Origin of the sequence: Microcoleus sp. B7-D4 (assembly GCF_036705125.1) — a bacterium.
GTDB lineage: Bacteria > Cyanobacteriota > Cyanobacteriia > Cyanobacteriales > Microcoleaceae > Microcoleus.
On the sequence record NZ_JAUBTT010000004.1, the window covers coordinates 8547 to 33135 of the forward strand.

General features: G+C 45.1%; 26 protein-coding genes and 1 pseudogene. 19 read left to right on the forward strand and 8 right to left on the reverse strand.

All coding sequences use genetic code 11. The features are described from left to right. Window positions 1-2900: DUF4114 domain-containing protein (locus QUB12_RS02075; protein WP_333305249.1), on the reverse strand; the 2900-nt coding region annotated here is incomplete at its 3' end. A gap of 1395 nt (window positions 2901-4295) precedes the next feature. Between QUB12_RS02075 and bchI the strand changes: the two genes are divergently transcribed. Further along, window positions 4296-5411, forward strand: coding sequence for a magnesium chelatase ATPase subunit I (gene bchI, locus QUB12_RS02080; RefSeq protein ID WP_333305251.1), 1116 nt, complete (start codon window positions 4296-4298; stop codon window positions 5409-5411). 89 nt (window positions 5412-5500) lie between these two features. After that, window positions 5501-6034 carry a crossover junction endodeoxyribonuclease RuvC gene (ruvC, locus tag QUB12_RS02085; RefSeq protein ID WP_333138429.1) on the forward strand — a complete coding sequence of 178 codons (534 nt, stop codon included), beginning with the start codon at window positions 5501-5503 and terminating at the stop codon, window positions 6032-6034. A gap of 7 nt (window positions 6035-6041) precedes the next feature. Here the strand turns inward: ruvC and QUB12_RS02090 are convergent. Then, window positions 6042-6635 (reverse strand): annotated as a pseudogene (locus QUB12_RS02090) (Uma2 family endonuclease). Between the two features lie 261 nt (window positions 6636-6896). Here QUB12_RS02090 and QUB12_RS02095 point away from each other — a divergent pair. Next, window positions 6897-7271 carry a hypothetical protein gene (locus QUB12_RS02095; protein WP_333305254.1) on the forward strand — a complete coding sequence of 125 codons (375 nt, stop codon included), beginning with the start codon at window positions 6897-6899 and terminating at the stop codon, window positions 7269-7271. A gap of 127 nt (window positions 7272-7398) precedes the next feature. Here QUB12_RS02095 and QUB12_RS02100 read toward each other — a convergent pair whose 3' ends face one another. Continuing rightward, entirely contained in the window at window positions 7399-7668 is a 270-nt protein-coding gene (locus tag QUB12_RS02100; RefSeq protein WP_333138436.1) for a hypothetical protein, read from the reverse strand. Between the two features lie 220 nt (window positions 7669-7888). Here QUB12_RS02100 and QUB12_RS02105 point away from each other — a divergent pair, with 220 nt between their 5' ends. The 3 genes from QUB12_RS02105 to QUB12_RS02115 all read left to right on the forward strand — a co-directional run bounded on the left by QUB12_RS02105 (window position 7889) and on the right by QUB12_RS02115 (window position 10245). Continuing rightward, the gene (locus QUB12_RS02105) at window positions 7889-9112 is read left to right on the forward strand and encodes a hypothetical protein (RefSeq protein WP_333305256.1); all 1224 of its coding nucleotides are present in this window, start codon (window positions 7889-7891) and stop codon (window positions 9110-9112) included. A 10-nt stretch (window positions 9113-9122) separates the two neighbouring features. Beyond that, window positions 9123-9356, forward strand: a complete 234-nt coding sequence (locus QUB12_RS02110; RefSeq protein ID WP_333305258.1) for a hypothetical protein — start codon at window positions 9123-9125, stop codon at window positions 9354-9356. 247 nt (window positions 9357-9603) lie between these two features. After that, a complete protein-coding gene (locus QUB12_RS02115) occupies window positions 9604-10245 on the forward strand; it encodes a restriction endonuclease subunit R (RefSeq protein ID WP_333138442.1) in 642 nt (213 codons plus the stop codon). Between the two features lie 80 nt (window positions 10246-10325). Here QUB12_RS02115 and QUB12_RS02120 read toward each other — a convergent pair whose 3' ends face one another. From QUB12_RS02120 to QUB12_RS02130, 3 genes are all read right to left on the reverse strand, one after another. After that, on the reverse strand, window positions 10326-10661 hold the full coding sequence (locus QUB12_RS02120; protein WP_332954823.1) for a ribulose bisphosphate carboxylase small subunit: 336 nt from the start codon (window positions 10659-10661) through the stop codon (window positions 10326-10328). 44 nt (window positions 10662-10705) lie between these two features. Then, entirely contained in the window at window positions 10706-11116 is a 411-nt protein-coding gene (rcbX, locus tag QUB12_RS02125; protein ID WP_333138541.1) for a RuBisCO chaperone RbcX, read from the reverse strand. A 136-nt stretch (window positions 11117-11252) separates the two neighbouring features. Then, window positions 11253-12683 carry a form I ribulose bisphosphate carboxylase large subunit gene (locus QUB12_RS02130; protein ID WP_333045238.1) on the reverse strand — a complete coding sequence of 477 codons (1431 nt, stop codon included), beginning with the start codon at window positions 12681-12683 and terminating at the stop codon, window positions 11253-11255. A 625-nt stretch (window positions 12684-13308) separates the two neighbouring features. Here QUB12_RS02130 and QUB12_RS02135 point away from each other — a divergent pair. The 10 genes from QUB12_RS02135 to QUB12_RS02180 all read left to right on the forward strand — a co-directional run bounded on the left by QUB12_RS02135 (window position 13309) and on the right by QUB12_RS02180 (window position 20183). Continuing rightward, the gene (locus tag QUB12_RS02135; protein WP_333138445.1) at window positions 13309-15066 is read left to right on the forward strand and encodes a serine/threonine-protein kinase; all 1758 of its coding nucleotides are present in this window, start codon (window positions 13309-13311) and stop codon (window positions 15064-15066) included. Between the two features lie 200 nt (window positions 15067-15266). Then, window positions 15267-15701, forward strand: coding sequence for a hypothetical protein (locus tag QUB12_RS02140; protein ID WP_333138447.1), 435 nt, complete (start codon window positions 15267-15269; stop codon window positions 15699-15701). 101 nt (window positions 15702-15802) lie between these two features. Beyond that, on the forward strand, window positions 15803-16639 hold the full coding sequence (locus QUB12_RS02145; RefSeq protein WP_333300158.1) for a hypothetical protein: 837 nt from the start codon (window positions 15803-15805) through the stop codon (window positions 16637-16639). Between the two features lie 18 nt (window positions 16640-16657). After that, window positions 16658-17122 carry a hypothetical protein gene (locus QUB12_RS02150; RefSeq protein WP_333305261.1) on the forward strand — a complete coding sequence of 155 codons (465 nt, stop codon included), beginning with the start codon at window positions 16658-16660 and terminating at the stop codon, window positions 17120-17122. Between the two features lie 153 nt (window positions 17123-17275). Then, entirely contained in the window at window positions 17276-17692 is a 417-nt protein-coding gene (locus QUB12_RS02155; RefSeq protein WP_333103388.1) for an aspartyl protease family protein, read from the forward strand. A 148-nt stretch (window positions 17693-17840) separates the two neighbouring features. Further along, window positions 17841-18107 carry a type II toxin-antitoxin system ParD family antitoxin gene (locus QUB12_RS02160; protein WP_333054747.1) on the forward strand — a complete coding sequence of 89 codons (267 nt, stop codon included), beginning with the start codon at window positions 17841-17843 and terminating at the stop codon, window positions 18105-18107. Then, the gene (locus QUB12_RS02165) at window positions 18104-18403 is read left to right on the forward strand and encodes a type II toxin-antitoxin system RelE/ParE family toxin (RefSeq protein ID WP_333138455.1); all 300 of its coding nucleotides are present in this window, start codon (window positions 18104-18106) and stop codon (window positions 18401-18403) included. Before QUB12_RS02160 ends, QUB12_RS02165 begins: the two co-directional genes overlap by 4 nt. Window positions 18404-18423: 20 nt before the next feature. After that, window positions 18424-19203, forward strand: a complete 780-nt coding sequence (panB, locus tag QUB12_RS02170) for a 3-methyl-2-oxobutanoate hydroxymethyltransferase (RefSeq protein WP_333138457.1) — start codon at window positions 18424-18426, stop codon at window positions 19201-19203. 412 nt (window positions 19204-19615) lie between these two features. Then, on the forward strand, window positions 19616-19885 hold the full coding sequence (locus tag QUB12_RS02175) for a type II toxin-antitoxin system ParD family antitoxin (protein WP_333138460.1): 270 nt from the start codon (window positions 19616-19618) through the stop codon (window positions 19883-19885). Next, on the forward strand, window positions 19878-20183 hold the full coding sequence (locus QUB12_RS02180) for a type II toxin-antitoxin system RelE/ParE family toxin (RefSeq protein ID WP_333138462.1): 306 nt from the start codon (window positions 19878-19880) through the stop codon (window positions 20181-20183). Before QUB12_RS02175 ends, QUB12_RS02180 begins: the two co-directional genes overlap by 8 nt. A gap of 78 nt (window positions 20184-20261) precedes the next feature. Here QUB12_RS02180 and QUB12_RS02185 read toward each other — a convergent pair whose 3' ends face one another. Next, window positions 20262-20459, reverse strand: a complete 198-nt coding sequence (locus QUB12_RS02185; RefSeq protein ID WP_333138464.1) for a TatA/E family twin arginine-targeting protein translocase — start codon at window positions 20457-20459, stop codon at window positions 20262-20264. Window positions 20460-20598: 139 nt separating this feature from the next. Between QUB12_RS02185 and QUB12_RS02190 the strand changes: the two genes are divergently transcribed. Both QUB12_RS02190 and QUB12_RS02195 read left to right on the forward strand, forming a co-directional pair. After that, a complete protein-coding gene (locus tag QUB12_RS02190) occupies window positions 20599-21336 on the forward strand; it encodes a phycocyanobilin:ferredoxin oxidoreductase (protein ID WP_333138466.1) in 738 nt (245 codons plus the stop codon). A gap of 71 nt (window positions 21337-21407) precedes the next feature. Beyond that, window positions 21408-23051 carry an HlyD family efflux transporter periplasmic adaptor subunit gene (locus tag QUB12_RS02195; RefSeq protein ID WP_333138468.1) on the forward strand — a complete coding sequence of 548 codons (1644 nt, stop codon included), beginning with the start codon at window positions 21408-21410 and terminating at the stop codon, window positions 23049-23051. A 76-nt stretch (window positions 23052-23127) separates the two neighbouring features. Here QUB12_RS02195 and QUB12_RS02200 read toward each other — a convergent pair whose 3' ends face one another. After that, window positions 23128-23268, reverse strand: coding sequence for a hypothetical protein (locus QUB12_RS02200; RefSeq protein WP_333138543.1), 141 nt, complete (start codon window positions 23266-23268; stop codon window positions 23128-23130). On the opposite strand from QUB12_RS02200, the gene devC reads away from it, so the two are divergent. Continuing rightward, window positions 23241-24401, forward strand: coding sequence for an ABC transporter permease DevC (gene devC, locus QUB12_RS02205; RefSeq protein ID WP_333138470.1), 1161 nt, complete (start codon window positions 23241-23243; stop codon window positions 24399-24401). The two genes, QUB12_RS02200 and devC, sit on opposite strands and share 28 nt — an antisense overlap. The last annotated feature ends 188 nt before the right edge of the window (window positions 24402-24589 follow it).

Here is a 24589-nt window from a genome sequence, read left to right on the forward strand (position 1 = left end):
GCTGGCAAAACTTCGGGTTTTGTTTCTACCTTTGTCAGAGTTTCCGCTGGCAAAACTGACGGCTTTGTTTCTACTTTAGCCGGGGTTTCGGCTGGCAAAACTTCGGGTTGAGTTTCTACTTGTGTCAGAGTTTCCGCTGGCAAAACTGACGGCTTTGTTTCTACCTTTGTCAGACTTTCCGCTGGCAAAACTTCGGGTTTTGTTTCTACCTTAGCCTGAGTTTCCGCTGGCAAAACTTCGGGTTTTGTTTCTACCTTTGTCAGAGTTTCCGCTGGCAAAACTGACGGCTTTGTTTCTACTTTCGCCTGAGTTTCCGCTGGCAAAACTGACGGCTTTGTTTCTACTTTCTCAGTTGGTATCGTTGCAGCAACTTCCGTCTCAGTAGTAGATTTAGCTGGCAAAGTTGGCATCGCTGGTGCTTCAGTAACTTTGTCTTTTACCTCAGTTGTCGCTGCGGGAATAGGCGTTTTTTCAACTGGTAATTTTTCAGTCGAATCCGCCACAGTATCTTTGCCAGCAGTTGGTGTAGTTGTCGCACCTGTTGTCGGATTTCCATCTACCTTTTCGGTAGTTTCAACTTGAGTTGAATCACCAGAATTATTCGCAATATCTTTGACTTCTTCCTCAGTCGTCACCGCTGGAGTAGTAGGCTTTGCATCTACTTTGTCGGTTGTTTCAACCTGAGTCGAATCACCCGAATTATTCGCAGTATCTTTGACTTCTTCCTCAGTCGTCACCGCTGGAGCAGTAGGCTTTGCATCTACTTTGTCGGTTGTTTCAACTTGAGTCGAATCACCCGAATTATTCGCAGTATCTTTGACTTCTTCCTCAGTCGTCACCGCTGGAGTAGTAGGATTTGCATCTACCTTATCCGTTGGTACAACCTTGGTTGCATCAGTAGTATTGGTGTCGGTATTTGCGACAGGCGCTGGAGTTTTTGGAGTCTCTTTATCTGAAGTTGATGGATTCAGAATTTCCGTTTCTAAATCATCAAGTAAATCGGATAATTCAGCATCTACATTTGGTTTTGGTTCCGGGGTAATGTAAGGTTTCGCATAAGCAATAAGTGCCTTGCCCAAATCTGTTTTCCGCCACTCTTTATCGGGGTTAATCACACTATCCACCAAAGCAGTTGTTGCCGTCGCACCCCGCACTTGGAAAATGATATCGTTGTAATCCCTATCACTCCCGGCATCTAACCGCATATCCTCCATGATAAAGGTGTTACCTTCTCCGGTTATATCCGCAATTTGACCAAAGTGAAATCCCGCCACAGGATTCGCCATAGCCATAGAAAATAAAGGACGTTGAGCGCCCCCAACAGTCGGATTATCAAACACAGACTTGACACTACCATTGGGTACCAACATCACCCCATATTTACCCCCAGCAGTAACGGCAAAACTCTTGACTCCTAAGTAGGCTCCTTCATTGGCATTACTCTCTCCTAAGAAACCGGAAAACCGCGCACCTTCTGTAGCATCATTAATCACTACATGACCTTTCACCGAGTTACTTAAAGAACGCGCAGCTACTTCTTTAATGAATGCTTCGGAACCTGGTTCAAATTTGTCTAAATCGTCTAAGCTGAAAATAGCTAACTCACCTTGGAACCTCCCACCATCAAATGTGTAGTCTACACTGATCCGACCAGTTTCATCGGTAGTAAATACCCCCGATGTAAAGGGAGAAATTAACTTTTTGTCTGTAGTCGGTTCTGGTTCTTTTTTGGTTTCAGTTGTTGCTACTGTAGTAGTTGAATTCTCTTTCTCTGTTTCTTCCCCGTTGCTAGTGTCAGTAGTTGTTTCGTCTTCTGGCTTGCTGGCATCTGGGGAAATAGTAACTACAGTCTCGCCTATTTTTTGTTCTTGAGTGGCGACAGTTTCGCCTGCAACTGCATCTGTTTTGGTGGCGGTTGTGCTATTTAGATTGTTTGTGGCAACAGTTTCGCTGGGTTTTTCGGCGGTTGAAATTGCAGAATCGGTTGGTGGTTTGTCTGGTGGAGATGTAGTCTCTTCACTTGGCAGTTTTTCGCTAGCAGATTCACTTGTTGCTACAGGTTTTTCTGGTTCAGATGGGAGAGTTATTTCGGAGACGGTAGTGACGGGTTTGTCGGTAGTTGTTGATGTTGTTTCTGCCGCCAATTCACTCGTTGCTACAGGTTTTTCTGGTTCCGATGTGAGAGTTATTTCGGAGACGGTAGTGACTGGTTTGTTGGTAGTTGTTGATGTTGTTTCTGCCGCCAATTCACTCGTTGCTACAGGTTTTTCTGGTTCAGATGTGAGAGTTGTTTCGGAGTCGCTAGTGACTGGTTTGTCGGTAGTTGTTGATGTTTCTGTGGCAGATTCAGTCGTTGCTACAGGTTTTTCTGGTTCAGATGTGAGAGTTGTTTCGGAGTCTGTAGTGACTGGTTTGTCGGTAGTTGTTGATGTTGTTTCTGCGGTGACAGTCTTGTCATCAACAGCACTTCCTGTAATTACATCTATGTTTGCAGTGGGTTTTTCCGAAGTTGCGGCGCTGTTTGAGGGAAGTGGAGAATCCGATTTGGCACCAGTGAGGGTGTCTGCGTCGGATGCTTTTTGAGTGCTAGTTGGTGCTAAATTCAGCGTGTATTTGATGTCGCCACTGATTTGCAAAACTTTGACTGAATAGTCTCCGGCTAGTAAGCTGTCAACACTAATTGTTTCTGCACTGGTTCCCGCGTTGGTGGAACTGTAAAGGGTTTCGCCACTAGAGTTTAACAAAAATACGTCGGCATTCCCGCTCAAACCGTCGATCGAAAATTGGAAACTTCCCGGACTGGTGATATTAAATTTGTAAAGGTCGTAGATATTTGTAGCGCCAACACTACCTGTGTAGGTTTTGCCGTCAGCCAATGCCCCGATGTTAAGTTCAGCCATTTGTACCCCTGAAAAATAGTTGGTTAAATCAGTTGTTGAGAAGCGCTCGCCTTATTATGTTTTTATGTTTTCTCCGGTGCGTTTTTGAGCATTTCGAGCCACCTGAAATTTTCCTCAAAATGTAAACTTTCAAGACTGCTTGTTTACTGTTTCAACGAAGCAGGGAAGTATTGCATTTATTTGTGAAGAAGCTTTAGTGATATTTGCCAGCGTGTCAGATTTTAATCCAAATTTTACCTCGTTTTTATATTATCAGAAAGCAAAAAAAAAGCAATACGTAGGAATACGGTTTTTTTACATTAAAGACTTTACAGGAACTTTACGATCGCCAATATAATTTTTGGTAGGATGACTGTGAAAGAGCCAAAAACCATAGAAATTAAGCACTAATAAAGTATTAGCGCTATTGCCCACCAGACTGTTAGCAAAGCACGGCAGATGTAAAGCATCCCCAATGCAGAAGATTTGTTAACTTTGTGTAAAGTATCAAAGAAACAGGACTTTATGACATTACTTAAAACTCCTTTAAACCGAATTTAATGACGATTACTTTAAAGCTCCTTAATCGTCGATCGACAGCTATACTACCAGTCCTAGACGCAAGAACCGCTAAAAACAAAGGGTTGCGATTACGTAGCACAGCGAATAATGATAGAAATACGTTGTTTCTGCGTCTTGGACTAACTACCATGAAAAAAATTTGCTTCAAAGTGGACTCAAATATATATCTGGCGGAACTTGAGGGTTTTATGCAAATTCGGGAAAATTGTTACATAAGTTTACATTAGCGTTGCCCGATCGCCCAAAGTTACAGCACTTTGCGAGCAAAGCGCTCTTAATTATCTATCTGGGGGAACTTGAGGTTTTTATGCGAATCGCAGGAAATCGTTACATTAGTTTACAGTTGGGTTGCCGATCGCCCAAAAATTCAAAGCCACCCCGCATTTAACTTACTGGTTCAGTTGACTGAAACTATTGTGGGGTGGGGAGGAGAGCCCGCCCAAAGCTGCAATTCAAATAAATACTCCTGAACGCACCGGTGGTCAGAAACCGTTTTTTGCGACAATATTTCGTTACAAACCGCAGAAACGGCAAAAAACCCGGTTTCTTTGGTTTTGATGCGTAAGTCGCGATCGAGAAAAGCTTAGTTGCGCTTGAGTGTTGAAGGCGCTACCTACATTGAATGTACCTGGTGATTTTGGTTCAAACTATTGTGGGGAGTAGGGGTTGGGCATCCTGCCCGCCAAAATCTACAATGTAAATGCAACAAATCTGGCGTTGCGCTTGGATGTTGAAGCGACTTTGTGCTCCGTGCGGGCCCTACAAGTGCGATCGCCCCAGACAATCCCTTATCCCCTACAATAAACAAGCAATTATTATATTTTGAGTTATCCTGTGAGTCCTACTGCCGAAGTCAGCAATACCCTAAATGCGGGCGCTCTACCAACCGTTACCGCTACCCCAGCCCGCCGCGCTGTTTTTCCCTTCACTGCAATTGTTGGCCAGGAGGAGATGAAACTGGCGCTGCTGTTGAATGTCATCGATCCCAAAATTGGCGGGGTGATGATTATGGGCGATCGAGGTACTGGTAAATCTACCACAATCCGCGCCCTCACTGATTTGCTGCCGGAAATTGAGGTGGTGGCTGACGATCCTTTTAACAGTCATCCCACTGATCCTGATTTGATGAGCGATGAGGTGCGCGATCGCACTTTATCCCAAACTGACATTAAAATCGCCCGCAAAAAAGTTCAAATGGTAGATTTACCTTTGGGCGCTACCGAAGACCGAGTTTGCGGTACGATCGACATCGAGAAAGCTTTGTCGGAAGGTGTTAAAGCTTTTGAACCCGGTCTTTTAGCTAAGGCTAACCGTGGCATTCTGTACGTTGATGAAGTCAATTTGCTCGACGATCATTTAGTCGATGTTTTGCTCGACTCCGCCGCCAGCGGTTGGAATACTGTTGAAAGAGAAGGCATTTCGATCCGCCACCCGGCTAAGTTTATTTTAATCGGTTCCGGGAATCCAGAAGAAGGAGAATTGCGGCCGCAGTTGCTCGACAGATTCGGGATGCACGCAGAAATTCGGACTGTAAAAGACCCGAATTTAAGAGTGGAAATTGTCGAACAGCGCTCTAGTTTTGACCAAAATCCGGCGGAGTTTCTCGCGAAATACCAGCGCGAACAAGATGAGATGCAGCAGAAGTTGGTGGAAGCCCAGGAAAGATTGAAATCGGTAACTATCGATCGAGAGTTGCGGGTAAAAATCTCCCAAGTTTGCGCGGAATTGGACGTAGACGGGCTGCGGGGCGATTTGGTCACGAATCGGGCTGCGAAAGCTTTCACGGCTTTGGAATGTCGCACAGAGGTGACTGTGGACGATATTCGCCGGGTGATGACTCTGTGTTTGCGGCACCGGTTGCGGAAAGACCCGCTAGAATCAATAGATTCGGGGTATAAAGTGACTAAAGTGTTCGATCGGGTATTCGGCCTAGAAACAACTGAGGGGTAATTAATAATTGGTAATTGGTAATGGGTAGTGAGGAAACATTTCCCAAATTTTTAATGCCTCCTTCCCAGTTCCAATTACTAATTCGGGCAATGGAAAAACGAATTTTAGGATTAGATCCGGGCTTGGCCAATCTTGGCTACGGGGCAATTAGTTGTCAAATTGTCCCTGGCAAACAAGATAAAAACAGCGTTTCCATGATTGATTGCGGCGTCATACAAACAACGCCAAAACAGGAAATGGGACAGCGCTTGAAAACAATTTACGATGATTTGCACGAGGTAATTGAACAGATTAAACCTGATATAGCAATTGCCGAAAAACTGTTCTTTTACAAGATGGGGAATACCATACTTGTAGCGCAAGCGCGGGGCGTTTTGACCCTAGTATTGGCGCAGTGTGGAGTGCCGCTGTTCGAGTTTACGCCGGCTCAAATTAAGCAAGCTTTGACAGGGCGCGGTAATGCGGATAAGTCTGAAGTGCAAGATGCCGTGGCGCGGGAGTTGGAGTTGGGTTACATTCCGAAACCCGACGATGCGGCGGATGCTTTGGCGGTGGCTTTGACTGGTTGGTACGATGATGATATTTGTCCGAAGAAAATAGAGTTGGAAACAGGAAAAATTTGATCCAATATCAAATCATCGGCAAATTAAGAACAAATCCGGGCAAGACATCTTCTCCCGATAAACTTACAGGAAATTGTACAATCTCTACTTCGCGAGAAGGGCGATAAATCTCAACTTGTTCGTCTAGAGGATTAATTAACCAACCCAAGCGTAAACCGCTGTTTAGATACTCCTGCATTTTCTCCTGCAGCGGCCGCAGCGGGTCTGGGCGCGATTCCCTTCGGGATAGCTTCGCTTCACGCAATTCTATGAGAAAATCAGGACAGATTGGCGGAAATTTCTCTTGTTATTCTGCTGTTAAAGCAGACCATCTTTCTAAGCTAACCCAAGCGGCGTCTGGAACTCGATAGCCATTATTAGGCAAGCGAAAAATTGTAGAATAACTAAACACTCTCCCTAGCTGCGTTTTACGGTTCCACAAGCCCAAATCTGTAATTAAATAGGCTTCTCGATTGGCGTTAACTCCGCCTACGGGTGACATAATAATGATTTCTCCTTTAGGTGTCCGTTCAAATTGCCAATCTCGATTCATCTGGCATAAACGGTAAAATTGTTCGTCGGTTAATTCGACAGTATCTAAGTTTAAAATAATGGTTGTCATTTTTCCTAACTCCCTAGAAATATGAGCCCTGCAAACCTATTTTAGCGCCGCCTTTTGTCAATTTTAACATCACTCCTCATAGCCCGGACTTAAGCTTTAATACCAGGGCTTAAGCCCCAGACAGACTATTGCGAGGTGCAAAATATTAGTTGAAAATGTAATTAAGTTCGATCGCCCAATTCCCACCTTAATGAAAAAATGCTATAATAGCAACTTTAATTGCTAAACTTATCCCGCCAACAGAGAACCCAGGACAATAATATGGTGATTATTACCTCACAACAAATTGCCCAATTTCGCTCGCAATTAGCCGAATATCCCGAAGCCCTCAAAGCCCTAGACGCCATCGAGGATTGCGAAGGTAATATCGAAGATGCAGCGATATCTCTAGCAATTCAAGCCGGACAAGAACCAAATATCTCAGAAAATTGGTTAGACGGATTGGCCAAAAGATGCCGCGTTGCTATCTGCAAATCAGAGGTTAAAGCAGAGTTGACAAACGGACAATTGAATGCGGCATTTAGAGATTTAGTTGCAGCCAAAATTTGCCCGGATATTTTGGTGACTTCGGTGATTATTTATGTATTTAAAACTGGGGTGAATGAGTTTTGCGAACCCCTAAAATATAAACTGTAAAGCCATCCATGCCTTGAAAAAGTACGTGAAGCAAAGCTATCCCCAAGGGTAGGGAATCGCCCCAATTTATCGAAACATGATACAACGAGGCGATCCTCTTCGAGGGCTTCGCTAACGCACTTTTTCTCTACCCCTGTCCACTACTGTACCCAGCCAGCATCAAATCCGGCGACAAACCCAAAGATTTCCCCAGCAAACGAGCAAGTTGCACTAAAAAATTAGCAGTATCTTCGTCACCTTCGCGGGCCATTGAAGCCGATATCTGGATTAGCATTTGCACAAATCCCGCATCAATTAAATCGGAACAGGAACTCAAAACCTCTGGTTCTTGGCCGTTGGGACAGGTAAGCACTCGCTCGATTAAGTTCAAATAAGCCTCTTGGCGTTCTGGATTCATTTTGGGAGGATCTGTACAGTAAATAATTTATTATTACGTTTAACTGATTCCTGTCAATCAGGCGATCGAATATGCGATCCCCGTCTTTCCTCTAGAAACTCCATTCAGTCAGCAATAGACACAAGTTTAAAGAAAATCTTAAGTTTCTCAATGCTAGTTTAGTCGAGGTAAGGTGCGCCGAAGAGCACCCTACTATTCAAGGGAATTAGGAATATAAAAAATGAAAATAGGAATATTTTTAGGAAATCTCGGAAATCCCACCATCTACTATCCCAAACTTGCCACAATTACCGGCGGAGTCGTGGGGAGCATTTTTCTTTGCCAATTATTGCAATGGCAATCACAACAGTCCAACTCCGGCGAATGGGTGAAAACTAACAGCGCAGAAATAGAAAAAGCCACCGGTTTAAATCAGGAAGAACAGGAATTAGCGAGACAGCAACTCAAAGTGCGATCGCTCCTCAAAGAAAAACTACCAAATCCCAATACCGACACCCTAGAACTCTGGGCGGACATTGACGCTTTTGAGGAAAAACTCAATAACTTTTGGACATCCAATCCTGCCGGAATTATACCACAGACAAGCCGCGAAAACAACAATCACCCTGTAGAAATATTACCCGAAACATCACCCCCAAATCATGTAGTTAAAACCGACAAATATTTTGGGCAACCCCGCCAGCAAATAGCCGTTGCTGTCACCCCGAATTACCGATTTAGCGGCCCTTGGAATTCTCAAGAACAATTGCACAACTTTCAGCGAGCTTTAGAAGCATATGCTCAAGAGCATAATTTAGGATTCGGCAATCCTTCTGGATGGGCATTTAAAATTATTGACAGCATGACAAAAGGCTTAACCTCGACTTTTTGGGAGGAATTTATCGCCGGAATTCCTTTAGGAGAAAGTCAGAAAGTCCAGCGGGATTGGGAAATCGAGCCGGAAGTGCCTTATCCTGCTTTTGAAGAAGAGCGAATTCAGTATTACGTCCACAAAGGAGAACCGCTGGAAGCAGCAGTATCTAAAGCCCGTGCTGATTTGAGAAACCCGGTTTTGGGCAAGGATTTGTGGGAGGGTTTTTTGCGAAAGTGCGATCGCCTTGCCGACGATGCACTCAAAGCAAAACAGCAGGGGGTTGACACACCATATCTGCCCTCTTCCTTCAACGAAAAACCGCAAATCACCAAGGATAGCGTTATGCGGAAGTTAGGGGCGATCGCGCCTCAATCAGCCTTAAATCAATCCACATCTGAAACAATTGCTGAACCGCCAAAACTCGAACAAAAAGAGCCGCCAACCGCCGCCGAAATCCCCAGTATTTCCTCTTTGCAAAAAGCTTACCAAACTCCTCTCGGTCGAAGTATTGTTGAAAAACAAATCGCTGCAAACCCAGAATGGGGGTACGAAATAGTTGACGGTGAAATAGTCGAATCAATCCCTTTTTAATGAGGCGAATATGAAACGAGTTAGCGATATTAATCCGCTGGGAGAAGAGCGACCAAATCCTTCTGAGGAAGAGAGAGAAAAACTGCGGCGGTCAAGATTGCAGCGAGAAAGAGATGCAGGATATCAAAAGTTAGTTGAACTCTGCAATTTGGGCGAATATGACATGGCCCAGCAGTTGGCAAATCGCAACTCTAATTGGGGTTATGAAATAGTTGATGGAATTGTGATGGAAAGGATAGATTAGGTTCGCAGTTATCCCCTTTGTCACTTTCATGGGCGGGCAAGATGCCCGCCCCACAAAAAATTTAATATGTCGTGGAACAGGCCGAAAAGCCTGTTCCTAAGAATATGGGCCGGCTCTCCGGCATACCCCACAAGAAACTTGATATGTTGTGGAACAGGCCGAAAAGCCTGTTCCTAAGAGTGGTGCAAGTGGACTCTCACAATCTCTATGTTATAATTATCACTAAAACTTAAATCCCTATCAAAATATGACAACAACTATTAACGCCAAAAATATAACTCTCGGTGAAGTAAGTCAATTTTTGAAATTCCAAGAGCAGCTTAATAATGACACGTACACAAATTTTTTATCCTTAGAATCCTTAACAGAGATAGAACAGTTAGAACTCGCCCAAATCCGCAACGATTTTCGCGAATACCTCTCAGTGGAAAGAGTCTCTGAAGGACTGGTACAGGCTTTAACTACGTTTCCCTTAATGCGATTGGCTGGCTTCTACCGCCGCCCAATCAAGATGAGTCTAGAACAAGACATTGCTAACATAACTATAGAAGATGAAGACACAACGATTACAGGCAGATTAGACATTTTAGCAATCAATAAAGAGAAACAAATTGCCGCTGATATACCATTTTGGATTTTAGTAGTAGAATCTAAAAATAGTCTAATTGCTCCCCGCGCAGGTTTGCCCCAACTCCTAACTTACGCCTCTAAAAGTTTAGAATATCAAGAGTCTGTTTGGGGATTGGCAACTAGCGGAGAGTTTTATCAGTTTGTCAATATCCGCAGAGGAAATCCCCCAACCTATCAGCTAATGCCCTTTCTGACTTTGATGGAGTCCGAACCTTCAATTTTGTTGCTGCAAGTTTTAAAAGCTATTTGCAAACTATAAAAAAAGAGGCAGAGAAAATTCCCCGCCTCCAATCTGCAATGACTGTTAACCTAAAAGTTAGATTAGCCAGCCAATACTTTTTAGTAGCCTCTGGTGTTAGGCTTGTGCACGATGAAGCTCAGCACTTGGCATTGCTTCACGTTGTCAAAACCCATGACGCGGATGTAGCAGCTAGGATTTTCTTGACGGCAACTTTGAACTTCAGCCATGATTTCTTGGACGCTGCGAGCACCAAACAAAGGCAACTTCCACAAAGTCCAGTAGCGCATTTCAGCAGCAGAGGTTTCGTTGAATTCTACGCCGGGAATGTAGCCTTGATCCAAGATGTACTGGAGTTGCTTGGCAATTTGCGCGTCTGTCAGCGGGGGCAAATAGGACAGAGTTTCGTAACGACGCTCTTTCGGTAAAGTCTTCATTTTTGTATCTCTAAGGTGTGTGTTCGATCGCACTTGTCGATCGATTAACTCGACAAATTATCCAGATTCGGTTCAGAATCTATTGATGTTTCAGGATTACTGCTAGGAACAGACCAATTAAGTTGCGTAGTTCGCTCTAAATGCTGGCGTCTGTGTTCCATATTCGCCTGTTGAATGCCAGTACAAACCATTTCTGGCAAATATTCTGTCACATCATGAGCCAGATACTCTCGCACAGTCATGATCCGAAAGCCTAAATCTTGATTTTCCAAAAGCAACTCTTGAATATAAGCTTCTCCATCTTGGATTTTGCCCTTAGTGGAAAAGTCATTCAACCAGATTGCCAGAGGAGGATTGGTTTCGCTCAACTGAGCGACCACCATCCGCACGGATTGATAGGTTAGGTAACTTGCCAGCACCTTAGCGGTGTCTTTCGCAACTTGTTTGAGATCCATTTTGACCCCAGCCCCCTCAAATTTTAGATTTTGGATTTTAGATTTTGGATGCAAACTTACTTGTAAATCTTCTTCAAAGATAAAGACTTCCCAGCAAGTTTGCGACCTAAAACCTAAAATCTCAAACCAAAAATCCTTAAAGGGTATCCATTGCCTCGAACTCAAACTTGATTTCTTTCCAGAGTTCGCAAGCAACAGCCAGTTCAGGAGACCATTTGCAAGCTTCGCGAATTACGTCGCCGCCTTCGCGCATCAAGTTGCGGCCTTCGTTACGAGCTTGGACGCAAGCTTCCAAAGCAACGCGGTTAGCAGTTGCACCAGGTGCGTTGCCCCAAGGGTGGCCCAAGGTGCCGCCGCCGAACTGCAAGCAGGAGTCGTCGCCGAAGATTTCCACCAAAGCCGGCATGTGCCAGATGTGGATACCACCAGAAGCAACCGGCATGACACCGGGCATGGAGGCCCAATCTTGGGTGAAGTAAATACCGCGGCTGCGGTCTTCTTCGATGTGGTCTTCGCGCATCAAGTCTACGAAGCCCATCGTGATGCCTTTTTCGCCTTCGAGTTTGCCCACAACTGTACCGGAGTGCAGGTGGTCGCCGCCGGACATCCGCAAGCACTTGGCAAGCACGCGGAAGTGGATACCGTGGTTTTTCTGACGGTCAATCACGGCGTGCATAGCGCGGTGAATGTGCAGCAAGATACCGTTGCGGCGGCACCATTTGGCCAAGGTGGTGTTAGCAGTGAAACCACCGGTCAGGTAGTCGTGCATGATGATGGGGGTTTTGATTTCCTTAGCGAACTCAGCCCGCTCCATCATTTCTTCGCAGGTGGGGGCGGTTACGTTGAGGTAGTGACCCTTGACTTCGCCGGTTTCTGCTTGAGCTTTTTCAATAGCTTCTTGAACGAACAAGAAACGATCGCGCCAGCGCATGAACGGTTGCGAGTTGATGTTTTCGTCGTCTTTGGTGAAGTCCAAACCGCCGCGCAGAACTTCGTAAACGGCACGACCGTAGTTCTTAGCAGACAGACCCAATTTGGGCTTAATTGTACAGCCCAGCAAAGGACGACCGTACTTGTTCAATTTGTCCCGCTCAACGGTAATACCGTGAGGAGGGCCTTGGAAGGTTTTCAGGTAAGCAATGGGAATCCGCAAGTCTTCCAAACGCAGAGCGCGCAGAGCTTTGAAACCGAACACGTTACCCACCAAAGAGGTCAGCAAGTTGGTGACGGAACCTTCTTCAAACAAATCCAAAGGATAAGCAATGAAGCAGATGTATTGGTTGTCTTCACCGGGAACTGGTTCGATGTCGTAGCAGCGACCTTTGTAGCGGTCGAGGTCGGTCAGGAGGTCAGTCCAAACAGTCGTCCATGTACCTGTAGAAGATTCAGCAGCCACAGCAGCGCCTGCTTCTTCTGGGGGAACTCCCGGCTGCGGTGTGACGCGGAAGGCAGCCAAAATATCTGTATCTTTCGGCGTGTAGTCCGGCGTGTAATACGTTAGTTTATAGTCTTGAACTCCGGCTTTATACCCAGCCTTTGATTGAGTTTGGGTTTGCGCGTAAGCCATATCTCGCTTCCTAGTATTCGCTTAATTTTTTTGCCCGATCGCAGGCTGTTAAAAATATATCAACAAAGTGTCACTCTCCAATTTTAATATTCTTTTAATCATCATAAGTATTGTTTATTTTGCTTTACATTCCGAAAATATTTGTAACATATCTTATGAAATTTCCGTGGCGAAGGATGCAGGAGGAAAGGCTGGGGATCGCAGAGTGGGGGGGAATTTTGAGCGATCGAAATATATTGTGCAGCGAGCCGAACAGCGGAGCAATACGGTTTATGTAAAGAATTTAATACTGAAAAATCAGAATTGGTAATGGGTAATGGGGCAGAGGGAAGTAGTTAGAAATACCTAAAGTTGTGGTTGGGAGTTAAGATCGATCTCAACTGCCATTCAGTATGTAGCAATCTAAAATCCAAAATCTAAAATCTAAAATCCCGTGAATCTGAGACCGCTAACTCAAAAATCCACAGGATACCACATAATATGGACAGGGCTTGTGCAGCAAGAGCAAGCTTGTTTCTCAAACCAAATCCGTCGTTACAGCAATTTAACCTCGCTGAAAACCTGGTTTCTGCCTTAGCTGCGCGTAAGTCTAGTATGGATATTTAGTCCCATTTTTACTCTGGTTGTGCCTCACCCCCCTTCAAAAGCCGTCCACTGCATCAATCCAGATTGCCCAAGGCCCTACCCTCAGACTTGGGGCAACAATTTTTGTCATAGTTGCGGGGCTCCGCTGCAGCTAAAAAATCGCTATGTGCCTCTAGAAAGCCTCGCTTCCGGGGGTTTTGCAGCGATTTTCACAGTTTGGGACAAAGAAACTCAAACCGAGCGCGTTCTGAAAGTGTTGCTCGAAACTGCCCCGAAAGCGCTGAAACTGTTCGAGCAAGAAGCTGAAGTTTTGGCAGGTTTGCAGCACCCAGGCGTCCCTAGAGTCGATCGTGAGGGTTATTTTCACGTCCAAACGCAAAATTTTGCAGGCGGGGAGGGAAATCCTGCGGCGAAGCGGCTGCCTTGTTTGGTAATGGAAAAGATTCACGGCAAAACTTTAGAAGAGGTTCTCGACGAGCACCCTCAAGGATGTCCGCAGGAATGGGTGTTTAGTTGGCTGAGTCAAGCTGTGGAAATTTTAGAGGAGTTGCACAGGTCTCAGATTATTCACCGCGACATTAAACCCTCAAATTTGATGCTGCGAGACCCGGAATCGCCCCAAGTTTTGCTTAGCAAGGGTTTGGGCGGACTGCAATTGGTGGCGATCGACTTTGGGGGAGTTAAACAAATGGGCGGTGTCGAACCGATGGGGAAAGATTCTCCGAGTTCGACGCGGTTGATTTCGCCTGGGTACAGTCCGCCGGAACAAATTGTGGGAGGCGGTGTGGTGCCGGCGACGGATTTTTATGCGCTGGGGCGGACTTGCATTCACTTGCTGACGGGGAAGTATCCGGCGGAAATTGAAGATCCGATGACGGGAGAGTTGCGATGGCGCCACATTGTATCTGTGAGTCCGCCTTTTGCGAATTTGTTGGACGATATGGTGCGATCGAACGTGCGGGAACGTCCGGCGACGGCTGGGGATGTTCGGGCGCGTTTGCAGGAGATTTATGCTAGGAGTAAGGGGAAAATCGCGATCGCCCCAATGGGTCAAGCTATTGTAGAATTCTGCCGGCAAGTAGTGGTGACGGGGGCGCAAAAAACGGGAAGTTTGATGGTTGTGCTGTTCGGCGCGATCGCCCAAATCGTGGTAGCTTCTCTGGATACGGGCTGGGAAATGGTACTCGGTGGCGTTGGTGGAACTGCGGGGGCGATCGGCGGTTTGGTTTTGGCCTATGCTTCGCCTATTGGCCCGGAAATTGCCAGTTTTCTAAATGAAGGTTTGCAGCAATTAATTCCTAATATGACTTTCGCCGTCGGGCCGGAAGTGCTGCTGTTTGGATTTGCGGGGTTCGGAACTGCGATCGGTTTGACGGATGCGGGGAGTTTTCGCCAGCAAAAACAGTATTGGCTGTCTGGATTGATGGGAGCTCAGGGCTATTTGTTGGCGGGTTTGTGCTGGATGGAAGCAACAGCTTCTAGTGGTGTGCAGGGGGTTATTTTGGGAGCTTTTGCGATCGCCTCTATGACTGTGGGAATGGGTTTGCGGAGTCATCAATTAGTTCACGCTTTGGTAGTGGCTGTTTTCTCTACGGGAATGTTTCTGTTGCTGAATGCGTGGAACATTTTTCCGGGGAGTTTCTTTGGGATTTTGTCACTGTCTAACGTTACCTTCGGCTGGCTGCAAGTTTGGGGCTCGATTATGTTTTTTGGTTTGTTGGGAAGTGCGATCGGGCTTTGTTTGGGAGTGAGTCATTATTTAATTGTGCCCGTGCTCAGGTGGTTGGGATGGCGGTAGGAATTAACACCAAATCACTATAGCAATCCTAAATGATTCAGATACATTTGTAGGGGTAGTGCTAAGAGTGCCTACCCCATATCTATCGGGCAACCACGGGGAGTAGGGGTCGGATTGCCCCTACAATAATTATGCAAATGATTTAGGATTGCTATATGCTAATCGAGTCGTTATCAATTAAGTCTGTCTCAAGATTTTCAATGGTTGGTGCTCTGGCGATCGCCCTTGTCCTCAGCAGCCAGAATCTAGCCAAAGCCGAATCGCGAGAACAAGCCGTCGATGGATTGACCGATTTCTTATTCTACAGGGTTAATCCTCAGTTAAACAATCGCAAACTGCAAGCGGGCGATCGCGAATATAGCAATCAATGGCGGAGATTGCGCGAAGCGATCGATCCACGAGTTAAGTCGGTACAAGAAGTCTGTTTTAGGCCAGCCCCAGAAGAGACAGGATGGGAATTCACGACAATTAACGGCGAAACCTACGAGCAAACCTACGATTTACTTGCAGATACAATTTTTTATAGCCGCCATCCTCAACGAACCGGACAGCCCATTCCCAAAAGCGATCGGATCGGCATTAGTGAATGGTCAGCAATTCGACGCGAAATGTATATTTCCAATTGTGGACTGTGAGACTCGATCGCCTTACAGCGCAGCATTTATCGAAGATAACTCCTAGAGTAGAGGTCATCTCTACACAACTCTGTAAAAAGAAAGGTTTTAAACCGATGAGTATGAAAAATTGGATATGCGATCGCACTCTTGTTACAACCAGAATTATTGCACCCTTGATGGGACTAATCGCCATTGGATATACAAGTTTGGCGGATGCTGCCACACAGCAACAACTTCCCAGCATAAATAGTGCAAACATCGATACAAAAAGTAAAAAAAATTACCTGAATAATCCACCCGAAAATTCAACTATCGAGGCTTTAAATAAAAAAGTTCAAGTCAGCCTTGAAATTTATGTAAATGCCCCCAAAAAAATACCTCTTCAACAAGGTATGCCATACAAAGAGGCGCGCCAAATCCTGATTCAACAACGGTGGCAGCCAAGCTTACAGGGTCAACCCAACCTCAGAGATCGTTCGGTTAAAGAGCTATTTGATTTGGGATATAAAGAGATTAAGGATTGTTCGGGTACAGGAGAGGGGCCTTGTCGTTTTGAGTTTATCAATCAACAAGGAGAACTGCTAGTTATAGTCGCTACGACAAGAGGTTCTGAAAATACAAAACGTTTTGTGAGGAATTGGTGGCTTGAGAAAAAGACAGATAGCCCTCAACAAAAATCGTCATCAAACATAATTCAAGAAGGTCGTTATTGGTTGGGAGGTACGGCTCAGGGTTTAGAGGTCAAGGGACAACAATATCGATATTATGACGAGTCTAATATCGAGCGACCGTGGCAACCTCTCTCTGATCTACAATATATCAAAAAAGGCGTTGTGTTTGATGGGAGAAATTATTGGTGTTTATCTACTCTAGCACCGAAAACGGGAGGTTTTTCTTGTTCTAAAGATGGATGGAAACAAAAGATATCTCACCAGCTATATCGGGGAAATGGATAATTATTATTGGGTTTCATCGTGGTAATTAAATCACTTTCAATTAAGTCAAAATCGAAGTTTTTAGGGGTGTGTGCGTTAGCTATAGCCCTTGTACTCGGTGGTTCCAATCTAGACAGTGCTACAGCGCGCGATTATGAATCACGAAATCAAGCTGTGGATAGGTTTACGGATTGGTTTTTTTATAGAGTGAATCCTCAATTAGGAGGCCGCAAATTGCGTTCTGAAGATTCTTCTGCCTACATCCGCGAATGGAATGCTATTCGTAGTACAGTCGATCGAGAAATGATTACTACACAAGGAGATTGCGTCGGTGATGCTTTCTGGGACTTCGATTATCGTTCTCATGGGCGATCGCTAGATCGGATTGCAGATACAATTTGGGATATCCGCGATCCATCGGGTGACAAAACTCGTGCAGATGTTTCTAAACAAGAATGGCAGAAGCTTCGTAATTCAATAATTAGAGAACATTTTTGCTATTAAGTTGCCATATTTCTCAACCCAATTTAAAGAATAAAGAACAACAGCGCTTTTAGTTACAAATATTGTTAAAATGTAAAATAGGCAACCTCGATTGTAGATCATTTAGTCGAAAGACAACGAAAACATTCTCTAGCAAAACAAAAGGATAAAAAAATGGGCCGAGTCACCGCAACAATAACCGTCACCAATCACATCGATGAAATTCTGGGAGAAAGAGGGTTCATCCCCGCAGAGCAAATACGCTCTATCACCATCGATAACGTCTTAGTCGATACAGGCGCAACTCGACTCTGCTTACCAGCAGATATTATCAGTCAGTTGGGTTTGCCAATGCTAGGTGAAATCGACGGACATACGGCAATAGGAACCAGAAAATTTCGTCTGTTCAAAGATGTCACTCTTGCCGTAGCTGGACGAGAAGGCAGGTATGATTGTGTAGAAATTCCCGCAGGAGAAGAACCTTTACTCGGCTTAATTCCCCTCGAAGATTTGGGTTTAGAACCGGACTTAAAAAATCAGCGGTTGATTGTTTTGCCGGCGGAGGGAATGCAAAGCTATATTCGCGTGTAAAATCTCGATGATTAACGTTAAATGCTTGATTTACCTACATTAGAGCTTACTTGTCTCTGATTCCTTGTTTAAAATCCCGATCGCAAAATTTGATAGTTTTTTGTTATTATGGGAAATAGTAGTTGACTCAAATAGGTGACTCAACGTAATGAACATATCCTTAACTCCCGAACTAGAGCAGTTTGTTCAGTCAACAGTCAACAACGGTAGATACTCATCAGCTTCTGAAGTGGTATGGGCTGCGTTACGATTGCTAGAACAACGAGAAATGGAACGCTTGGTGCGTTTAGAGGAACTCCGCAAGGAAATAATGATTGGAATTGAAGCTTCCGATCGCGGAGAGGTTTTTGATGGTGAAGAAGTGTTAAGAGAACTGCGTGAGGAGATTCAGCAAGCCGATGAGGGTGAAAAATGAGTCGATACACTTTGAGTGCCCCCGCCAAGCAAGATTTAAGGGAACTCACGAACTATCTGTTGCTGTTTAGCGCCAATGCAGCCAACCATTTTCTTAATGTTTTTCAGGAAAAATTTCGTTTATTAGCAGATTTTCCAGAAAGGGGGCGCAGTCGTGAGGAATTAGCACCGTCTCTACGCAGTTTCCCTGTAGATAAATATGTAATTTTTTACCGCGTTATTAAAAATGGTATCCAAATTGAAAGGGTGTTGAGTGGTTATAGAGACTTTGAGGATGTTTTTGTAGAAGACAGATAATATTATATTTTTGCACTAAAATGTCAGTCACTACTCATCAATTAATTCAGTGGAAACAACAAGGGCGGTCAATTGTTGCCCTGACAGCTTATGATTATGCGATCGCCCAACTCATCGATCAAGCCGGCGTAGATATCATCCTAGTCGGCGATTCCTTCGCCATGACAGTCTTAGGCTACGACACAACCCTGCCGCTAACCCTCGATGAAATGCTGCACCACGCTAAAGCAGTGCGCCGCGGAGTTAAACAAGGATTAATTGTTGTCGATTTGCCGTTTTTGACTTACCAAGAAAGTCCCCAGCAAGCCATGCACTCGGCCGGGAGAGTTTTGAAAGAAACCGGCGCTCAAGCTGTAAAATTGGAAGGTGGATATCCAGCAATGGCCGCTACAGTTTCGCAGCTAACATCCGCCGGAATTCCGGTGATGGGACACGTCGGTTTAACTCCGCAGTCGGTACACCAACTCGGTTATAAAAAACAAGGAAAAACGGCCGAAGCAGCCGATCGCATCATAGCAGAGTCGATCGCGCTTCAAGAAGCCGGTGCCTTTGCGATCGTCTTAGAACACATTCCCGCAGACTTAGCCGCTCAAATTACCCAAAAACTAACTATTCCCACCATTGGTATCGGCGCCGGGCCGCACTGCGACGGTCAAGTTTTAGTTACTTCCGATTTGTTGGGACTTTCCGAAAAACAGCCGCCTTTTGCGAAAGCTTACGCCAATTTGCGAGAAACAATTACCCAAGCTGTGAAAGATTATTCTTTAGAAGTTAGAGAACGAAAATTTCCTAATTCGTAAAGATTTTATAGTTGGGATCTTTCGGGTTTAGGAGATTGCGGGTTTTCCCCAATTACAATAGTCCGGACAGTTTTCAATCACTAACGGCAGAATGCGGGTTTCCACCTTCTCAGTGAGGTCAAATGCTAACGGTAGAATGAGGGTTTCAGCCTCGGTCTCAAAAACTGTCCGGAGTATTGCAATTAAGTAATTGGACATAATTAATTACACACTAATTCTTTGCTGATTTTTTACTAAACAAGGGTTGTAGCCCAGAGTTTTGTGTAATTAATTGTGTCCTACTACTTATTGTCGGTGAAACCCGCCCTGGAACTTTTTGGAAAGCCTGCTCTATCTCAGCCATAACAAAGTTTGACAAACTTTGACATTCCTGCTAAAATCAGCTTAAATACATCACAACTTCAACTCAGCTATGAATGTATCGCTGACACCTGAATTAGAAAAATTTGTTCGGCAAAAGGTCAACACTGGCAGGTATTTATCGGCTAGTGAAGTAATTCGGGAAGCATTGCGACTGCTTGAAGAGCGAGATATGCAGCGTCAAATGCGGATCGAAAAACTTCGCCGAGAAGTGGCTGTTGGTATTGAGCAATCGAACAGAGGAGAAACTTTTGATGGCGAAGAAGTAGTTGCAGAACTTCTGGAAGAAATAGAATTAGAAGAGCGGGCAATCAATGAGTAGCTATTTTCTGAGCACTCAAGCTAAGTATGATTTGAGGGAGATTAAAAATTATATTGCTCGCGATAATATTGCAGCAGCGAGGCGTTTTGTTGAAACCTTTAGAAACCAATGCAATTTAATTGCAAAATCTCCTAGAATGGGACGGAGTTATGAAGAACTAGCACCGGGATTGCGCGGTTTTGCTATTGGAAACTATATCATCTTCTACCGTCCCATTGAAAATGGGATTGCAGTTGAACGCCTGCTGAGTGGCTACCGCGATCTAGAAGCTCTATTATGTGAGAATGGCGACAACTAATGGACATTTAAAATTAGTGGATCGCCTTCTCTCCCCAGAATCGATCGCATTTTTAAAATCGAACGATCCCTAATTTATCTAATCCCCAGACTGGCTCTTTTCCTCCTTTTCCTTCTCCTTCTCAACAGCTTCATCCTCAGATTGACCAACCCCTTCCTTAAAACTCCGCAGCGTTTTGCCCAAAGCATTTCCTAACTCAGGAATCTTCTTGGGGCCGAAAATTAGTATGGCAACCACCGCAATAATGCCCATTTCGGGCAATCCCAGACCAAACATACAAAATCTCCTCTAAAACTTGCTCGATCGTAAGTCAATCTTAAGTCAATCTACTGATATTGTTAAAGTATCTACCTTTTTTCCTGCATCCTGCAACAGTAGAATCAAGTTTTATTAAGCTATCGCACGATAAATAAGAATGTTAGAAACATCCCAGCCTTCTCTACGCGAGCAACAGCACCATCTCATCCGCGATTTAGCAGACCGGATGGAAGCAGTATGGCACCGCTATCTCGACCTCGAACCCTACCACCTGCCCGCTGAGTTGGGATACGTAGAAGGCCGCTTGGAAGGAGAAAAACTGATCATTGAAAACCGCTGCTATCAAACGCCCCAGTTCCGCAAAATACACCTCGAACTCGCTAAAGTCGGGCCCTTGCTTGACATTCTGCACTGCGTGATGTTTCCCAGACCGAATTATGCTTTGCCGATGTTCGGTACGGATATCGTAGCAGGCAAAGGCCAAGTTAGCGCCGCGATCGCAGACCTTTCTCCCCTCAATCGAGATCGAACTTTGTCGGAAACCTACCGAACCCAACTGGAAATTTTGCCGATTAAGCAATTTTCTTGTCCCCGCCCAATTCCCGAATGGGGGGATATTTTCTCAGAATTTTGTCTGTTTGTGCGGCCAGAGTCGATCGAAGAAAACAGTCGGTTTTTGGATATTGTTGAATCCTACGTGGAAATTCACTGCAAACAGGCAGTCGCTTCCGAACCAGTCTCTGCCGCCGAAGCCTCGGAAATTCTAGACGCTCAAATTTACTACTGCACCCAGCAGCAGCAAAACGACAAAACCCGCCGCGTACTAGAAAAAGCTTTCGGTCAAGATTGGGCTGAACATTACATGACCGAGGTGCTTTTTGATATCCCTAAATAGCTGAAATTGGTTTACAATACTTCACAGTAGGTGAAAAAAACTTAATCAGGAAATCACCTACTTTATAAGTAATGGTAAAGGAATCACGGCTCAAGGATAAATCATTTTTAAAACCCCCAGGGCGAGGAATTATCGGTTTAGCGATCGGTGCAACTCTCATTACCACAGGAGTCGGTTTTTGGCAAGTATCTCAACTTAAAAAAGCCGAAGAGTTAAAGGCGGCGGCTGCAACGGCGGCTGCAACTTCCGTCGCCACCCGCAACAGCGTCACAGCTTTGGGTAGGTTGACTCCCCAGGGGGAAGTTATCAAATTGTCCGCCCCTTCTGCGTCGGAGGGAGCAAGAATTGAACAGTTGCAGGTGGAAGAGGGCGATCGAGTCAGTCAAGGACAAATCATAGCAGTTCTCGATACGCGCGATCGGCTCCAAGCAATCCTCCAACAAGCCGACAAAGAAGTCAAAGTCAAACAAGCAGAATTAGCGAAAATTCAAGCAGGCGCAAAAACAGGCGTTGTCGGCGCCGGGAAAGCAGAAGTTGCCAAGTTTCAAGTTCAACGTCAAAGAGAAACCGAAGGCGAAGCAGCGAATGTCGCCCGCTTAGAAGCTCAACTGCGAAGAGAAACCGAAGCCGAACAAGCTAACGTCGCCAAGTTTGAAGCACAACTGCAAAGAGAAACCGAAGCCGAACAAGCTAATCTTGCCAAATTTGAGGCACAACTAGACAGAGAAACAGAGGTGCAGCAATCCAAATTGGCTAGGCTAGAAGCTCAATTGCGCGGCGAAATTGCCTCTCAAAATGCTACAGTCGATCGGCTAAAAGCCGAATTAACCAACGCCGAAGCCGAGGAACAACGCAACAAAGAACTTTCCGAAACAGGCGCAATTTCAGCTTCCGCCTACGACACCAAACGCTTAGCAGCAGAGACGGCTCGCCAGAGAGTCAAAGAAGCTCAAGCCATATTAGAAAAAACCGTGCAAACTTTGCGTGAGGAAATAGTCGAAACTAAAGCAACAATCAAACAAACAGTAGAAACAGGCCAGCAGGAAATCAATCAATCGCGAGCCAATCTCAGACGCAAGTTAGAAACAGGCAGGCAGGAAATTAACCAAGCTAGAGCCACCTTAAATCAAAAGATAGAAACTGGTAGAGAACAAATTAATCAAGCCGAAGCAATACTCAAACAAAAAGCAGAAACCGGCCAAGAAGAAATCAATCAAGCCAAAGCAAATCTCGACCAAATTGCCGAAGTACGTCCCGAAGACGTGCAAGCAGCCCAAGCAGCCGTAGAAAGTGCGATCGCCACCAAACAAAAAGCTCAAGTAGACTTAAACTTAAGTTACGTCAAAGCACCGGTATCCGGCTACATCCTCAAAGTTCACAGCCGACAAGGAGAACGTGTCAACACTCAAGACGGCATCGTAGAACTAGGCGGCACGGATCAAATGTATGCCGTAGCAGAAGTTTACGAAACCGACATCGCCAAAGTGCGAAACGGCCAGCGCGCAACAGTCACCAGCCCCGTATTTGCAGGCGCTTTGGAAGGAACAGTCGCTCGCATCGGCAAACAAATCGGCAAAAAAGATGTCCTTAATACAGACCCCGCCGCCGACACCGACGCGAGAGTTATCGAAGTAAGAATTCGCCTCGATCCGGCATCGAGCAAGAAAGTTGCAACCCTAACAAACTTGCAAGTAGAAGTTAAAATAGACATCTAACATGAGTAATTGGTAATTGGTCAGAGGAGCGATCGAGCTTGTTACTCATTACTCGTTCTTCCCTCTTCCTCCTTCCTTATTCCCTTTTCCCTCTTCCTTCTTCCCTCTTCCTCCTTCCTTCTTCCTCCTTCCTTCTTCCCTCTTCCTCCTTCCTTCTTCCTCCTTCCTTCTTCCTTCTTCCTTCATTGTATGGCAAAAATACCGCTAGCTTGGGCACAGTTAACTCGCGAAAAAATGCGTTTAGTAATCGCGCTAGCCGGCATTGGATTTGCTGACTTGCTGATGTTTATCCAGTTTGGATTTAGAGATGCGCTGTTTGAAAGTTCCATCAGCTTTCACTCGCAATTAAAAGGGGATATTTTTATCACCAGCACCCAGTCTACGGCTTTAATAGCCATGAAAAGTTTTCCCCAACGGCGTTTGTATCAAGCTTTGAGTTTTAATGGCGTTACAGGAATCAGCCCGGTATATCTAGGCTTTGGTTTGTGGAAAAATCCCGAACCAGACAAAAACAATACCCGCCAACTGATGGTAATCGGTTTTGACCCCGCTCGTCCCATCTTTGAGCTGCCGGAAGTTAAGGATAATTTGGACAAAATCAAAATTTCAGATGTCGTTTTATTCGATCGATCTTCCCGCCCGGAGTTTGGGCCAGTAGCGGAATATTTCAACCAGGGAAAGCCTGTGGAAACTGAAATAGATAACCGCCGCGTTACTGTAGAGGGGTTATTTACTTTAGGAGCATCTTTCGGTGCTGATGGCAATATTATTACCAGCGATTTGAACTTTCTGCGGATTTTTCACAGTAGAAGAACTAGAGGCTTAATTGATGTCGGAATTGTTCACTTGCAGCCGGGAACTGATGTCAAGGCAGTTATTGAAAAAATGAGGGCAACTTTACCGCAAGACGTGACAATTGCTTCTAAAGAAGAGTTTATAGCTTTTGAGAGAAAATATTGGGAGGAAAGCACGGCGATCGGATTTATTTTCACTCTCGGCGCGACAATGGGGTTTATTGTCGGCATCGTGATTGTCTATCAAATTCTCTATACTGATGTTACCGACCATTTGCCAGAATACGCTACTTTGAAGGCGATGGGATATAAAGACAGTTACTTTTTGAGTGTGGTTTTTCAAGAGGCTTTAATTTTGGCAATCCTGGGCTATTTGCCCGGACTAGGGATTTCTGTGGTGCTGTACAATTTAGCGAGAACTGCTACGAGTTTACCGATGTACATGACTTTGGGGAAAGTTGTAACTGTGTTTACAATGACAGTTATTATGTGTACTGTATCAGGGGCGATCGCAGTTAGGAAGTTGCAGGCGGCAGATCCGGCAGATATTTTTTAACGCAAGAAGTTCGGCAACGAGCAATGTACGGGATGTAACTGATTTAACGGATAGATTTTCAGGGGATAAGTCTCAGAAACCCAGTTTCTTCGTAGATTTCTCGTTACTCAATGCAAAATTCGGAGAAACCGGGTTTATCGCCCCCATGCGTATTATGATTTGTTTTAGTCTAACTTTCCTTTGCGCCC